The organism is Bradyrhizobium sp. STM 3843 (assembly GCF_000239815.1).
Lineage (GTDB): Bacteria > Pseudomonadota > Alphaproteobacteria > Rhizobiales > Xanthobacteraceae > Bradyrhizobium.
Map to the genome: position 1 here is coordinate 1 of NZ_CAFK01000325.1, position 14768 is coordinate 14768.

A 14768-nucleotide genomic window follows, 5' to 3' on the forward strand; every position below is an offset into this window, starting at 1 on the left:
AAGGCGGGCAAGCCGCTTCTGGTTCGCTACGATCTGGCCGGGGTCAAGCAGGCGCTTACCAAGAATGCGCTCAGCCAGCGCCCCGCCGACATGTGGCGCTATCGCGAGCTGCTCCCGGTGCGCAAATGCCGGGATATCGTCAGCCTCGGCGAGGTCATGACGCCGCTGATCAGTTTGCCGAAGCTCGCCAACAAGCTCGGTGGCGGCGAGATCATCGTGAAGGACGAAGGCCGGCTGCCGACCGGCTCGTTCAAGGCGCGCGGGCTGGTGATGGCAGTGTCGATGGGCAAGGCGCTCGGCATCAAGCACATGGCGATGCCGACCAACGGCAATGCGGGTGCTGCGCTCGCGGCCTATGCGACCAGTTGCGGCATCAAGACCACGATCTTCTGCCCGGCCGACACCCCGGAGGTGAATGTCAGCGAGATCGAGCTGCAGGGCGCCACCGTCTACCGCGTCAACGGCTTGATCGACGATTGCGGCAAGATCGTCGGCGAGGGCAAGGCCAAGGTCGGCTGGTTCGACACCTCGACTTTGAAAGAACCGTATCGGATCGAGGGCAAGAAGACGATGGGGCTGGAACTCGCCGAGCAGCTCGGCTGGGACGTGCCTGACGTGATCTTCTATCCGACCGGCGGCGGTACCGGCCTGATCGGCATGTGGAAGGCGTTCGACGAGCTGGAGAAAATTGGGTTCATCGGATCAAAGCGCCCGCGCATGGTCGCAGTGCAGGCCGCGGGCTGCGCGCCGATGGTGCGCGCCTATGAAGCGGGCGTCGAGCACGCGCCGCGCTGGGAGGACGCGCACACCATCGCGTCCGGCATCCGCGTGCCGCAGGCGATCGGAGATTTTCTGATCCTGCGTGCAGTCCGCGAGAGCAAAGGTTTCGCGATCGCGGTTGATGATGAGAAAATTTCTTCTGCGCTGAGCGAAGTCGCGCGCGAGGAGGGGCTGCTTCTGTGCCCCGAAGGTGCTGCAACCTATGCCGCGTACAAGCAGAGCCTTGCCGACGGACGCGTGACGAAAAATGATCGCGTGATGCTGTTCAATTGCGCGACAGGCCTTAAATATCCGCTGCCGCCGGTCAGCCGAACGCTCGATCGTCACCAGCCGATCGACTACACGCAGTTCTGACAACGGTCTGTCCCGCGGCCTGGGGCATGATCCGGAAGCGATCATGTGGCGATGTGGAGGGCGCGATGCGGCGGGTTGTGTTGGCGTTTCTGTGCGTGCTGCTGTTCGGTGCGAGCCTCGCCCGCGCCGACGACTACCCCTCGCACCCGATCACGGTCATCGTGCCGTTCGCGGCCGGCGGTCCGTCGGACGCGATGATGCGGATTCTGGGCGAGCACATGAAGCAGACGCTCGGGCAGGCCATCCTGATCGAGAACGTGACCGGCGCTGGCGGCTCGATCGGCGTCGGGCGGGCAGTGCGCTCACCCCCGGACGGTTACACGGTCAGCTTCGGCCATCTCGGCACCCATGTCGCCAACGGCGCGGTCTACAAGCTCGGCTATGACCTGGTCGCCGATCTCGAACCGGTGGTGTTGCTGCCGAGTAATCCGATGGTCATCGTCAGCAAGACCGGAGTGCCGGCGAAGTCGCTGAGCGAATTCCTGGCCTGGCTCAAATCGCGTCCGGAGCCGGCGTCGGCTGGCACCGCCGGCAACGGCTCCGGCAGCCATATCGCCGGGCTCTATTTCGAACAGGCCACCGGCATTAAGCTGCAATTTGTGCCCTATCGGGGCACGGGGCCGGCCATGAATGATCTCGTCGCCGGCCAGATCGACCTGATCGTCGACCAGACCTCGAACTCGATCAACCAGGTCCGCGCCGGCACCATCCGCGCCTATGCCGTCACCGACGACAAGCGGGTCGAGAGCGCGCCGGAGATTCCGACCACCGACGAAGCGGGGTTGCCGGGCTTCCACATGACCCTGTGGTCGGGCCTGTGGGTGCCGAAGCGGACTCCGCATGAGGTCGTCACCAAGCTCAACGCGGCCGCCGTCGCTGCGCTGAACGATCCGCAGGTGCAGACCCAGCTCAAGAACCTGGGGCTGCAGATGCCGCCCCAGGATCAGCTCACGCCGGAGGCGCTGGGCGCGCAACAGCGCGCCGAAATCGCCAAATGGTGGCCGATGATCAAGGCCGCCGCGGTGTCTGCCGAATAGTCAGGAGTCCGCGCCGCCTCAGTCCCGCGCGCGATAGGCTTCCGGGATCACGAACACCTCGTCGGCGCGGCCGTAGCCGCCGTCCGGCACCTCCTCGATCAGCACCATCGCGTGGGGCCGCGCGGCCTCGGTGAAGTAGTCGACGAACATGGCGGTCACGCGGTGCACGATCTCTTCCTTCTGGGCCTTGGAGAGCGCGGCCTGTGGGACCTTGATGTTGGCAAATGGCATGTCCTGCTCCGTGTGAGTTGTTTCAGCACGAAATCGATAGCTCGTCCGATCAGGCCAGATAATCCAGCTCGACTTGACATGACTTGTCGGAATGGGCGAACAATCTCCTCATGGACCGGTTCGATGCGATGCGCCTGTTCGTCCGCCTGGTGGAGCGCAGGAGCTTTACGGCGGCGGCCGCCGATCTGGGCGTGCCCCGATCGACGGCGAGCGAGGCGTTGCAGCAGCTCGAGGCTCGTCTCGGTGCGCGGCTGCTCGAGCGCACCACGCGGCATGTCACGCCGACCCTGGATGGCGAGGAGTACTACCGCCGCTGCGTGGCCATCCTGGCCGAACTGGAGGAGGCGGAAGTGGCGCTGCGCGACGCCCAGCCGCGCGGGCTGTTGCGGATCGATGCGCATTCGCAGCTCACGCGCACCTTCCTGCTGCCGCATCTCCCGGACTTCCTGGCCCGTTACCCCCTGCTCGACTTAAGGATCGGCCAGGGCGATCGCCTGGTCGATCTGCTGCGCGAAGGCATCGATTGCGTCATCCGTGCCGGCGAGCCCGATGACAGCGGCATGATCCTGCGACGGCTTGGGATGATCGAGGAGATCACCGTCGCAAGCCCGGCCTATCTGGCCAGGCACGGCGTCCCGGCGACGCCGGACGAGCTCGATGGCCACCTGATGGTCGGCTTTGTCTCGTCCCGGACAGGCGATGTGCTGCCGCTCGAGTTCTGTGCCGAGGGGACGGTCCGGCGGGTGACGCTGCCCAGCCGGGTGACCGTCAACAATTCCGACACGATGGCCGACCTCGCACGGCTGGGTCTCGGCCTGGTGCAGGCGCCGCGCTATCGCTTTGCGCAGGATCTCGCGTCGGGCGCATTGGTCGAGATTCTCGCGGACTACCCGCCGTCGCCCACGCCGCTCTCAGCCCTCTATCCGCAGAATCGGCAGATGACCTTGCGCCTGCGTGTGTTTCTGGACTGGGTATCCGCAATCGTGGCTCAGACGCCACTTGGCCGCCGGTCTTGAGGCTGTGCACGGTCAGGTTCCACGGCTGCGTACGGTATTACGTTGCCTGGAAGGGTTGCATGCCAGCCACGAATGTTGCGAGGTCGCAACAGATTGCCAACATCGAGTAACAATCTCGGGCGGTTCACGACTGCGCCGCTTTTTGGCCACACCCCTTCGTGAAATATTGCTTCCAGTCAGTGAAGCCGGCGCGTGAGGGAGTAGGGAAATCCATTTCGAAGAAACGGGTTTTCTTGTCTCGCATTGGTGTCGGCGGAAACCCAGATTTTCGCGATGGACGCCAAAACCGACATCAAGCGCAGGCTGCCTAGCCGTCACGTGACGGAAGGGCCCGAGCGCGCGCCCCATCGCTCCTACCTCTACGCGATGGGCCTGACGACGGCGCAGATCCATCAGCCCTTCGTCGGCGTCGCCTCCTGCTGGAATGAGGCCGCCCCCTGCAACATCGCCCTGATGCGGCAGGCGCAGGCGGTGAAGAAGGGCGTCGCCCACGCCGGCGGCACGCCGCGCGAATTCTGCACCATCACTGTCACCGACGGTATCGCGATGGGCCATGACGGCATGCGCTCCTCGCTGCCCTCGCGCGAGTGCATCGCCGATTCCGTCGAGCTGACCATCCGCGGCCATGCCTATGACGCGCTGGTCGGCCTGGCTGGCTGCGACAAGTCGCTGCCGGGCATGATGATGGCGATGGTCCGGCTGAACGTACCCTCGATCTTCATCTATGGCGGCTCGATCCTGCCCGGCAATTTCCGCGGCCAGCAGGTCACGGTCCAGGACATGTTCGAGGCGGTCGGCAAGCACTCGGTGGGTGCGATGTCGGACGCCGATCTGGATGAGCTCGAGCGGGTCGCCTGTCCGTCGGCCGGCGCCTGCGGCGCCCAGTTTACGGCCAACACGATGGCGACCGTCTCCGAGGCGATCGGCCTCGCGCTGCCTTACTCCGCCGGTGCTCCCGCGCCCTATGAGATCCGCGATTCCTTCTGCATGACGGCCGGCGAGAAAGTAGTTGAGCTGATCGCCGCCAACATCAGGCCGCGCGATATCGTCACGCGCAAATCCCTGGAGAACGCGGCGGCCGTGGTGGCGGCCTCCGGCGGCTCAACTAATGCTGCGCTGCATCTGCCGGCGATCGCGCATGAAGTTGGTATCAAATTCGATCTATTTGATGTGGCCGAAGTCTTCAAAAAGACACCATATATCGCGGATTTGAAGCCGGGCGGCCGCTATGTCGCCAAAGACCTATTCGAAGTTGGTGGCATTCCGCTGTTGATGAAGACGTTGCTCGATCATGGCTATTTGCATGGGGACTGCCTCACAGTCACCGGCCGGACGATCGCCGAAAACCTCAAAGGCGTGAAATGGAATGCGCATCAGGATGTGGTGAGGCCGGCTGATCAGCCGATCACTGCGACCGGAGGTGTAGTCGGTCTGAAGGGCAATCTCGCGCCGGAGGGCGCGATCGTGAAAGTCGCGGGCATGTCTAACTTGAAATTCACTGGGCCGGCCCGCTGCTTCGACCGGGAAGAGGACGCCTTCGAGGCGGTCCAGAAGCGGACTTACAAGGAAGGCGAGGTCATCGTCATCCGCTATGAGGGGCCGCGCGGCGGTCCGGGCATGCGGGAGATGCTGCAGACCACCGCGGCACTGACCGGGCAGGGCATGGGCGGCAAGATCGCGCTGATCACCGACGGCCGCTTCTCGGGCGCCACGCGCGGCTTCTGCATCGGCCATGTCGGGCCGGAGGCGGCGGTGGGCGGACCGATCGCGCTGATCGAGGATGGCGACCTCATCGAGATCGACGCGGTCGCCGGTCGCCTTAACGTAAAATTGACCGACGCGGAACTTGCAGAACGCAAGACCAAGTGGGTGCCCCGCGCGACGAATCACACGTCGGGTGCGCTTTGGAAATATGCCCAGCAGGTTGGGCCGGCAGTTGCGGGGGCCGTGACTCACCCAGGTGGTGCGCAAGAGACATATTGCTATGCGGACATCTGACCGGATCATTTTCGCATTGATGCTGGGCGTCGCCCCGCTGGCGCTGGCGCAGCCGTCGTTTGCCTTCGACGGTGCGCCGGTCAATCAGGAGCCGACGATCCCGGTCGCGACCGCGCCGTCGGGCGCGGGTGCGGCGTCGTTGCGGAAGGCGGTGCCGCCGACCGGCACCACCGCGACCACCCCGCCGACCTCGCTCTCGGCGCTGCAATACGCCGCCGACGAGGGGCATCCTGTGGCGCAGTGGAAGCTCGGGCGCATGTACGCGGCCGGCGACGGTGTGGCGCAGGACGACGTGCGTGCATTCGACTATTTCAGCCGGATCGCCAACGCCCATGCCGAGGACTCACCGTCGGCGCCGCAGGCGCAGATCGTGGCGAACGCCTTCGTCGCGCTCGGCCGCTATTACCTGAGCGGCATCCCGAACTCGAAGGTCAAGCCGGATCCGGACCGGGCCCGGGAGATGTTCTCCTATGCTGCGTCCTATTTCGGCAATGCCGACGCGCAATATGATCTGGCGCGGCTGTATCTGAAGACGTCCGATGCCTCGCGCGACGATTTCCGCTACGGCGCGCGCTGGCTCGGTCTGGCGGCCCAGAAAGGCCAGCACCAGGCCCAGGCGCTGCTCGGCCAGATGCTGTTCAACGGCGACCGGCTGCCGCGCCAGCCCGCGCGCGGACTGATGTTCCTGACGCTTGCGCGGGAGAGCGCGGGCGCCGACGAGGCCTGGATCAAGGAGAGCTACAACCGCGCCTTTGCGCAGGCCTCCGACGACGACCGCGCCATGGCGCTGCAGATGCTCGAGCACTGGGTGCAGGGCAAGCGGGACTAAGCGGGGAATGCATCAGCATTCCCCTGATGGCAGGGGGAGCTGATGATCATCCGAGATGCGACACTCGACGACGCGGCCGAGGCCTGCGCGGTGCTGCGCGCCTCGATCATCCAGCTCTGTACCGCCGATCACCATGACGATCCGGATATTCTGAGCCGCTGGCTGGCCAACAAGACGCCGGAGAACGTCGCGGCCTGGGCCGACGCCAAGGGGCGCTCGCTGCTGGTTGCCGTCGAAGACGGCGCCATCGTCGCGGTCGGTGGTGTCAAGGACAGCGGCGAGATCACCGTGAACTATGTCGCCCCTCGCGCGCGCTTCCGCGGCGTGAGCGCGGCGCTCCTGGCCGCGCTGGAGCTCCGTGCGGCGGAGCGAGGTGCGCAGCAGGCAACGCTGCTGAGCACCTGGACTGCGCATCATTTCTATCTCGCGCGCGGTTATCAGGTCACGGGCCCGCCGCAGAGCAAGTTCGGCACGACCGCCTCGTACCCGATGGCCAAGGCGCTTGCTGGCGCGGGGCCTTAGCTCAACTGCCGCGCCACGATGCGCCCGATCTCGGCATGGACAGCGTTGCGCTTCTCATCGGACAACGCGTCGGTCTCAGTCAGATAGCTCGTCACGATCAGCGGTGCGCGGTTCTGTGGCCAGATCACCGCGACGTCGTTGGCGCTGCCGTGGGAGCCGGAGCCGGTCTTGTCGCCGATGCGCCAGCCGCTCGGCAGGCCTGCGCGCAGCCTGGCCGCGCCGGTCTTGCAGTCGATCATCCAACCGATCAGCATCTCGCGCGAGGTCGCCGACAGCGCGCTGCCCGTCACGAGTTTCGCCACCGTCTTCGCCATCGCAGCCGGCGTCGTGGTGTCCCTGGGATCGCCGGGCGTGGCCTCGTTGAGATCGGGCTCGATGCGGTCGACCCGTGTGACGCTGTCGCCGAGCGACTGCAGGTAACGCGTCAGGGCAGGCGGTCCGTCGAACGATGCCAGCAGCAGGTTCGCGGCGGTGTTGTCGCTCAGCGTGATCGCGGCCTCGCACAGCTCGGCAACCGTCATGCCTGAATCGAGATGTGTCTTCGTCACCGGCGCGTAGGACAAAAGATCAGCCTGGGTGATCGGGATGCGGCGTCCAAGCTGCTCCTGACCGGCATCGACCCTGGCGAGAACCGCGGCTACGGCGAGCACCTTGAAGGTGCTGCACATCGGAAAGCGCTCGTCGAGGCGGTGGCCCGTGAGCTCGCCGCTGGCGGTGTCGAGTAGCGCGACGCCGAGCCGTCCGCCGCTCTTCGCCTCGATCTCGGCGATCGTTACATCGATCTCGGCGCGGTCGCCCGCCTTGGCCGGCGCGGTTGCGATCAGTGACGACAAGGCAAGCGGAAACAGATCACGTCTGGTCAGCATGGCAAGGATATCCGGACAGAATGTTGAAGGTGGTCAGGCGGCTTCGAGATCGAAGTCCGCCCAGATCGGCACATGATCCGACGGCTTCTCCCAGGCGCGGACGTAGCTGTCGATGCCGACCTCGACCAGCCGGTCGCTGGCCTGCGGCGACAGCAGCAGGTGATCGATGCGCAAGCCTTGATTCTTCTGCCAGGCGCCGGCCTGATAGTCCCAGAACGTATATTGGCCGGGCGCATCGGTGACTGCGCGCAGCGCGTCGGTGAGGCCAAGGCCCAATAGCGCCTGGAAGCTCTCCCGGGTCTCCGGGCGGAACAGCGCGTCCGTCACCCAGGCGTCGGGATTGTGGACATCGATCGCCTGCGGGATCACGTTGAAGTCGCCGGCGAGCACCAAGGGCTCCTCGGTCTTCAGCCGTTCGCAGGCATAATCGCGCAGGCGCGACATCCATTTCAGCTTGTAGGGATATTTCTCGGTATTCGCCGGATTGCCGTTGGGCAGATAGAGGCAGGCGATCCGGACCACGCCGTGCTTGAGGCTGACCACGCCCTCGATGAAGCGCGCATGCGTGTCCTCGTCGTCGCCGGCCAGGCCGGACTTGGTCTCATCGAGCGGCAGCTTGGACAGCAGCGCCACGCCGTTGAAGGTCTTCTGGCCGTGGGTCACGACGTTATAGCCGAGCGCCTCGATCTCGAGCCGCGGGAACGCGTCGTCCGTGCATTTGATCTCCTGCAGGCAGACGATGTCGGGCGCACATTCCTTGAGCCAGATCATGAGGGGCTCGATCCGTTGCCGGACCGAATTGACGTTCCAGGTGGCGATGCGCATGGGAGTTCCGAAGGCGGGTGTGTGGCTATCTCACTTAGACCAAGCCAGGGCGGCATCGGTCAAGCCTGCTCGATCGGGATCCGGACCCGGTGCCCGCTTATCGAAAGATTCTTTCAGCTTTAGCCAGCGCGCGGCGTCATCGAGAGATCGTGCGGTGCAAACGCTGAAGCGACTCTCGCAGATCGAAAAGAGTGCCGGCCATGTCAACGCGCAGCTGGAGCTTTCCCACAAGGCGGACCGTCCGTTCACGCGAACTTCATCACGGGTTCACACCCCGTCACTAGTTAGCGCGGGCATGCCGGTGCGGCATGATTGACAGACTGGTTGTGAAGGATCTTCAATGAAGTTTTCTCTTAGTTTGATATGTACATCTGCGCTGGCTGTTTCGGCCTTGGTGATCAGTGGGGCGGGTTTTGCACCAGCTCAGGCCGCCAGCGAGCGACTGCAGTTGGAGTGGCATGTGCCGGGGCACGAGCAACCGGATCATTGCGCCACAAAGCAGTGGAAGCTCGTTGAAGAGAAGCAGTTCTTTCTGCACAATCCGCCGAACTCGTTCACCGGTCTGTACCGAACACAGGGCATGGCGACCGACGGCCGTCGCTGGTTCTTCTCCTGGCAATACGGCCTGGAGATCGCCGATCGCAAATTCAACTCGCTTCAACGCAACTCATCGTTCCAGTTGCCCGCCAATCTCACGCCCGGGATTCCGGCGAACCTGCTCGCCCAGGGGCTGAACCATATCGGCGACATCGACTACGCCGATGGCGTCATCTACGCGTCGCTCGACACCACCAGCGGCTATACTAACGGCCATGTCGCGCTCTTCAACGCGCACGATCTGAGCTACACCGGGATCGTCTATGAGCTGACGGGCGCGCCGAGCAATCCGAAAAAGGATATCGCGAGCTGGGTTGCTGTTGATGCCAGGCACCAGCGCGGTTACGGCAAGGAATGGCAGAGCGGAAACACCGTCAACGTCTACAGCTTGCGGGACTGGAAGTTCATCGGCACCATCACGATGGATATGGCTCTGGAAAGCATTCAGGGCGCGAAAGTCCATGGCGACTGGCTCTATATGTCCTCGGACAATAAGACGCAGTCGGTCTATCGCGCCAATCTGCACACCGGCCATGTCGAAGAGCTGTTTCGCCTCCCCACGCCCGTCGGCGATCGCGAGGTCGAGGGCATTGCCTTGCAGGAAGGACCGGACGGCGACTTGAATATCTATGTCGAGATGATCGTCGATCCCGACCGCTCCGGGCAGGATCTTGCGAACACCAATCTGCACGTGTCGCTGTTCCATTATCGGGAGGAAGGGCGTTCGTTCGAGGTTGGCGAGAACCGCTAGCCGGCGCGCGATTCGCGAAAAGCAGGCCTCGCCAAGCGCGAGGTGCAACCACCGGCGTTTTTCTGCGAAGAGCCGCCATCCCGGCTGATACGGCGTGCTACAAGGTTGGGCCTCTTCCGTCTCGCCACGGTCGGAAGAGGTCCTGTGCAGCATTGACGTCGTGCGAGTGCCGTTGCGCTATATTGCCCGCTGACATCCTGCTCGGAGCGAGGGGAGACAGAGGGCATGGCATTCGCGATCAAGGCCGCCGTCGAGGATCCGGACGCAGCAGCTTCGTCCTCACCGCGCAAAAGACGATGTATGGCGGCAAGCATGTGGCCGCGGGCGATACGATCTTCCTGTTTGCGAGCGAAAACGAAGGCGCGCAGGGGCTGTTTGCGCGCGGTGTGGTCACCTCGGCCAAAGCGGTCCCAAAGAAGCCCGGTCTCACCAGGCAGACGCCACGCGTCAGCGTGACGGTCGAGGTCACCGCACGGGCCAAGCGGCCGCTCGGACGCAACGAACTGAAAAGCTTCAAGGACTGGAAGGACGGCCGGCCCGAGACCGAGCTCAATTTCAAGTTCTATCGCCAGGCCACCAACAAGATCGTCGGACTCTCGGAGCGGGCAGTGGTCTTTCTCGATGCATTTTTCGACTAACGGCGCAAGTCGCGGACATCACGCGAGACCCATCATGCTGACCGATTCGCGCGGCAGCCGTGTGTCGGCGTCAGTTCAAACCGCCTACGTCGAAGCACTTCGCCAAGTCGGCGTCGCCGTCGACCACTGGTTTCTGCCGGCAGCAAGCGTGCTTCATCATGATCTGCAATTGCCGGGAATTCTCGCGGCATTCACGTGGCTCATGAGCGATGATCGTAACTAACGCGAACGCATAAATCGTTTGCGAGTCCGCTTCGCTCCGATACTGACCGGGTTTGCGCGACGGCTATGACTTCCGCGATTCTTGCTTGTCGGCGACCGGAAGATCGGACTGCCCGGCGAACTTCGCAACGGGAAGCCGCCATTTGTAGCGAATTGCCAAGACGCGAAGCCCAAAGCAAGTCACCAACGCCGCGATCGCGACCGGCGTGACCGGCAGCTTCATCATGTGACCGACGACGACCACACCTGCGGCAGCGAGAGCGGCAACGGCATAGAGCTCGGCGCGCAGAACGGTTGGTATTTCGGTCAGTAGGACGTCCCGCACCATGCCTCCACCGATCCCGGTTACCATACCAAGAACAACCGACATGACCGGGTTCAGGCCGTGTGCGAGCGCCTTCGAGGCTCCTGCGACCGCGAAGAACGCCAGTCCCGCGGCATCGAACACCAGGATCGCCGTCGATAAGCGCGCGATGAGCGACGAGGAGTAGAAAGTGACGAGACCGGCGAACAGCGATACACCGAGATATCGCAGGTCGGAGAGAGCCGCGGGCGGAATCGCCCCGATCAGAATATCGCGAGTAATGCCTCCGGAGTTCGCCGCCGCGAACGACAGAACGAGTACGCCGAAGATGTCCAATCGTCGCTTCACGCCCGCCAGCGCTCCGCTCAACGCGAAGACGAAAGTGCCCGTCAAATCGAGCACTAGCGAAAGCTCTTCCATGCTCCCAACCTTCCTTATTCCGACGGATCGAGCCGGTCGTTTACCGCGGCGACGAAGGTCGGCTTATTCCAACATCCAGGCCCGCGCAGCGACGACCAGCGACTCGACGCCGGTCTTCAACGTTGGATTCAGAACCGGTGCGAACTTCGGGCTATGATTCACCGGAAGCTCGTTAAGCTTGTTAGCATCTCTCGCTTTCGCGTAGACGTCCGGGTCGGTGCCGCCGACGAACCAGAATACCGACGGCACGTGCCACTCCGCGCCGAACGATCCGAAATCTTCGCTCGCGGGCGCAGGCCCCGTCGGCCGGACGCGTGCGGTTCCGAAGTGTTCGCGAAAGGCCTCTACGACGCGTTGGGTAGCTTCTTGGTTGTTCACGTTGAGCGGATAGTAGTCGATGCTCGTGATCTCGGGCTTCCGCGGCGCCCCGGACGCGGTCGCTTCGGCGTTTACGACCCGCTCGATCGCAGCCAGCACGCGCGAGCGCACTCCGGCATCGAATGTGCGCACATTGAGCTTGATGATGGCATCGTCGGGAATGACGTTTTCCTTCGTGCCGGCTTGGAGGACGCCTACGGTCAGAACGGCCGACTCGGTCGCCGCGACTTCGCGCGAGACGATCGTCTGTAGACGCAGCACGATCGAGGCCGCCATGACGACGGGGTCGATGCTGGCTTGCGGCATCGAGCCGTGGGCTCCCCGACCGAACAGCTTGATCTGAAGGCTATCCGCGGCCGACGTGATCGCGCCAGCGCGCCCGGCGACGGTGCCTGCCGGCCCCACCATCACGTGTTGTCCCAGGATGACGTCGGGCTTGGGAAACCGCTTGAACAGGCCGTCGTCGATCATCGCCTTCGCGCCTTCGCCAGTCTCTTCCGCTGGCTGGAATACGGCCATGAGCGTACCGCGCCAGGAAGTCCGTGCTTCCGCCAGAAGTTTTGTGGCGCCCGCGAGCCAGGTGACGTGCATGTCGTGGCCGCACATGTGCGACACGGGAACTGTATTGCCGTCCTCGTCGGTGGCGATCGCCGTGCTGGCATACGGAAGTCCGGTCGCCTCTTGAACGGGCAGCGCGTCCATGTCGGCGCGCAGCATGACGGTCGGCCCGTCGCCGTTGCGGAGCAGGCCCACAACTCCGGTCTTACCTACGCCTGAGGTCACTTCGAAGCCGGCCGCTTTAAGCCGCGTCGCCGCGATACCGGCTGTGCGTGTTTCCTGCATCGATAGTTCCGGATGCGAGTGGATGTCCTTGTAGAGCTCGGTCAAGTCCGGAAGCAGAGCGTCGATGTTGCGCAGCGCCGGATCGGAGGAAGTCTTTCCGTTCGTATTCATGGGCATCTCCTTCGCGTTAGATCGATGTTGGAGTTGCGCTGTAAGTCTTCAGTTGGACACCTTAGGCACGACGAACTTTACCCGCTGGTCACTGCGACCGTCGTAGGCGGCGCTTTCTTCCTGTCCGGGGCCTTCGACCAGAAGCGATAGTAAGCTACAACGGTCATGAGCGCGATGCGGACGATCTGCATCCATACCGCTCCGAAAATTTCGACGAGGAGCTGTAACGCCCCGACAGCGAGGAACACGCCGACGCAGAAGAACTCTGGCGAGAGCTGACCGCATTTGACCGCCAGGCAAAAACGCGAGTGAGAAGCCGCAGGCTAACACGGCGACGAACGGTCGCAAGGTACACTATGGGTCATTTGCGATGGTTTCGGCCGGGGTTTGTCTGTCGGGTGATGTTCGTTTCTGCCCAAAAGCGCCGAAAACAATGCCGGGCGAGGAGTATTGCGTCCGGCCAGACCGCCGTGATTCAACTCCCAAGCTGTGGGCTCGTCGCATGCGCTACGAACTCGCCGATGCCCAGGGCACGGTTCGCCTCACCATGTGAGTCGTCGGGCAAATCACTTGCGCGATCAACACCCGTAATAGCCTTCCGAAGAGCATCCGGGACGTGGAAATCATCAGCGCGGAAACGCGAATTTCGGCCGCCGCTTCAACGTGCTGAGCATGTTCAAGGCCGGACGCAAAAATATTTCGATTTCTATTTTTCAGAAATCGTGGTTGTCTGTCGCCATCCCGCCTCATGCAGAGGGACGTACGCGTCGTCACGATACGTAGAGGCGGGGAGCGGTGGCCGCGAAACATTGTAGCATTCTTTCGGATGCGGACGAACGATGCGTCGCGGACGGTGAAGTCGTGTGGTCCTGGCGCCCCGGTGCTGGCGCTAAGTTCGCGGCGAGGACTTTCGTTCTCGTGCGGGTGACAGGGGCAAGAGAGCCGGTCCCTGGGGAGATCACGTATAAGCCGTAAACCCATCGCGCAGGGAGGGCCGGGATGTCTCGGCTGAACCTGTGGTTCCTACCCCGTGCATTTCATTCGCACGGGGGCCATGGGGGCGGCGAGCTCCCGGCCTTCCCTGCGCCCTCGCGTTCTTGAGGGCCATTCGCCATGCAGAACCCGGGCGTGCTGACGCCGCGGAAGGCGCGGTCGCTTGCCTGCAGCCGACCTGAGAATGCTGGAGCGAAACGCGATCCCGTAATTCTACGGGCTCAAAATTAACGCGGCTGAAGCAGCGTTTGGCGCATGTCAGGAACTCACAACGAAGGTCTGCCCCTGATGCTATGGCCCGGTGATCCCACAGCCGCGCAACCGACCGGATGGTACGGTCCGGCGGGCACATTCGTGCGCTGGATCAGCGGCTTTGGCACCATGGCACAGCTCGAAGGCGAAGCGCTCAGCGAGCGTGACCGGCGCCGCATCCGCGCCAAGCAGATCGATGCGGTGGCGCGACTGGTCCCGGTCACCGTTGCGATCAATGTCGCCAATGCGGCGATCATCCTCGGCGTGTTCTGGAACACCGGTTCGAACCGCTTTCTCACGGTCTGGGCTGCGGCGATCGCGTTGGCCGGTGGGATGGCGCTGCGCGGCTGGGTACGGGCGCGCAAATCCAGGCCGAAGGAGGTCTCCGAGCGCGCGGTCTGGCGCATGACCCTGCAGGCGTTCTTCCTGGCGGCGACCTGGGGTTCGCTGCCGCTGATGCTGATGCCCAAGGTCGAGGCCCAGAGTCAGATCATCATCGCGGCGCTGATGACCGGCATGATCTCCGGCGGCGCGTTCGCGATGTCCACGGTGCCCCGCGCAGGTCTCACCTACACCTGGACGATGATGCTGGCGTCCTGCGCCTCGCTGTTCATCTGCGGCGGTCCGACCTATCTGGTGCTGGTCGGCTTCCTGCTGCTCTACACTTCCTTCATGGTTCGCCATCTGGTCTCGCATGGCAACCTGTTCCTCGACAACGTCAAGGCCCAGCTCCGGCACGAGCGGCAGAACGAAACCATCTCGCTGCTGTTGAAGGAATTTCAGGAGAACGCCTCGAGCTGG

15 protein-coding genes and 1 pseudogene are annotated in these 14768 nt (G+C 63.7%); 10 read left to right on the forward strand and 6 right to left on the reverse strand.

Annotated elements, in window-relative coordinates:
- Positions 1-1134: threonine synthase (locus BRAS3843_RS35960; protein WP_035983958.1), on the forward strand; the 1134-nt coding region annotated here is incomplete at its 5' end.
- A 65-nt stretch (positions 1135-1199) separates the two neighbouring features.
- Entirely contained in the window at positions 1200-2171 is a 972-nt protein-coding gene (locus tag BRAS3843_RS35965) for a tripartite tricarboxylate transporter substrate binding protein BugD (RefSeq protein ID WP_008974195.1), read from the forward strand.
- An 18-nt stretch (positions 2172-2189) separates the two neighbouring features.
- Here the strand turns inward: BRAS3843_RS35965 and BRAS3843_RS35970 are convergent, their stop codons facing one another.
- Entirely contained in the window at positions 2190-2402 is a 213-nt protein-coding gene (locus BRAS3843_RS35970) for a 4-oxalocrotonate tautomerase family protein (RefSeq protein ID WP_008974196.1), read from the reverse strand.
- Positions 2403-2512: 110 nt separating this feature from the next.
- Between BRAS3843_RS35970 and BRAS3843_RS35975 the strand changes: the two genes are divergently transcribed.
- The 4 genes from BRAS3843_RS35975 (at position 2513) to BRAS3843_RS35990 (ending at position 6767) form a co-directional block, all read left to right on the forward strand.
- Positions 2513-3418, forward strand: a complete 906-nt coding sequence (locus BRAS3843_RS35975) for a LysR family transcriptional regulator (protein ID WP_008974197.1) — start codon at positions 2513-2515, stop codon at positions 3416-3418.
- Positions 3419-3691: 273 nt separating this feature from the next.
- Positions 3692-5416: a dihydroxy-acid dehydratase gene (gene ilvD, locus BRAS3843_RS35980; protein ID WP_008974198.1), complete on the forward strand. Its 1725-nt coding sequence runs from the start codon at positions 3692-3694 to the stop codon at positions 5414-5416.
- Complete coding sequence (locus BRAS3843_RS35985; protein WP_035983961.1) at positions 5403-6245, forward strand: tetratricopeptide repeat protein; 843 nt, start codon at positions 5403-5405, stop codon at positions 6243-6245. The genes ilvD and BRAS3843_RS35985 overlap by 14 nt, the downstream gene beginning before the upstream one ends.
- 42 nt (positions 6246-6287) lie before the next feature.
- The gene (locus tag BRAS3843_RS35990) at positions 6288-6767 is read left to right on the forward strand and encodes a GNAT family N-acetyltransferase (protein WP_008974200.1); all 480 of its coding nucleotides are present in this window, start codon (positions 6288-6290) and stop codon (positions 6765-6767) included.
- On the opposite strand, the gene bla is transcribed toward BRAS3843_RS35990, so the two are convergent.
- The gene (gene bla, locus BRAS3843_RS35995; protein WP_008974201.1) at positions 6764-7633 is read right to left on the reverse strand and encodes a class A beta-lactamase; all 870 of its coding nucleotides are present in this window, start codon (positions 7631-7633) and stop codon (positions 6764-6766) included. The two genes, BRAS3843_RS35990 and bla, sit on opposite strands and share 4 nt — an antisense overlap.
- Before the next feature lie 33 nt (positions 7634-7666).
- Positions 7667-8458, reverse strand: a complete 792-nt coding sequence (gene xth, locus BRAS3843_RS36000; RefSeq protein ID WP_008974202.1) for an exodeoxyribonuclease III — start codon at positions 8456-8458, stop codon at positions 7667-7669.
- A gap of 340 nt (positions 8459-8798) precedes the next feature.
- On the opposite strand from xth, the gene BRAS3843_RS36005 reads away from it, so the two are divergent.
- From BRAS3843_RS36005 to BRAS3843_RS36015, 3 genes are all read left to right on the forward strand, one after another.
- On the forward strand, positions 8799-9806 hold the full coding sequence (locus tag BRAS3843_RS36005; RefSeq protein ID WP_083841514.1) for a PEP-CTERM sorting domain-containing protein: 1008 nt from the start codon (positions 8799-8801) through the stop codon (positions 9804-9806).
- A 296-nt stretch (positions 9807-10102) separates the two neighbouring features.
- Positions 10103-10444, forward strand: coding sequence for a hypothetical protein (locus tag BRAS3843_RS36010; RefSeq protein WP_008974204.1), 342 nt, complete (start codon positions 10103-10105; stop codon positions 10442-10444).
- Between the two features lie 34 nt (positions 10445-10478).
- Positions 10479-10667 carry a hypothetical protein gene (locus BRAS3843_RS36015; protein WP_008974205.1) on the forward strand — a complete coding sequence of 63 codons (189 nt, stop codon included), beginning with the start codon at positions 10479-10481 and terminating at the stop codon, positions 10665-10667.
- A gap of 63 nt (positions 10668-10730) precedes the next feature.
- Here the strand turns inward: BRAS3843_RS36015 and BRAS3843_RS36020 are convergent, their stop codons facing one another.
- The 3 genes from BRAS3843_RS36020 to opgC form a co-directional block, all read right to left on the reverse strand.
- On the reverse strand, positions 10731-11390 hold the full coding sequence (locus tag BRAS3843_RS36020) for a trimeric intracellular cation channel family protein (protein WP_008974206.1): 660 nt from the start codon (positions 11388-11390) through the stop codon (positions 10731-10733).
- Positions 11391-11453: 63 nt separating this feature from the next.
- Positions 11454-12722, reverse strand: a complete 1269-nt coding sequence (locus BRAS3843_RS36025) for a M20 family metallopeptidase (protein WP_008974207.1) — start codon at positions 12720-12722, stop codon at positions 11454-11456.
- Positions 12723-12799: 77 nt separating this feature from the next.
- The gene (gene opgC / locus BRAS3843_RS42625; protein ID WP_347379604.1) at positions 12800-13018 is read right to left on the reverse strand and encodes an OpgC domain-containing protein; all 219 of its coding nucleotides are present in this window, start codon (positions 13016-13018) and stop codon (positions 12800-12802) included.
- A gap of 952 nt (positions 13019-13970) precedes the next feature.
- Here opgC and BRAS3843_RS36030 point away from each other — a divergent pair.
- Positions 13971-14768, forward strand: a pseudogene (locus BRAS3843_RS36030) (PAS domain-containing sensor histidine kinase); the annotation flags it as partial.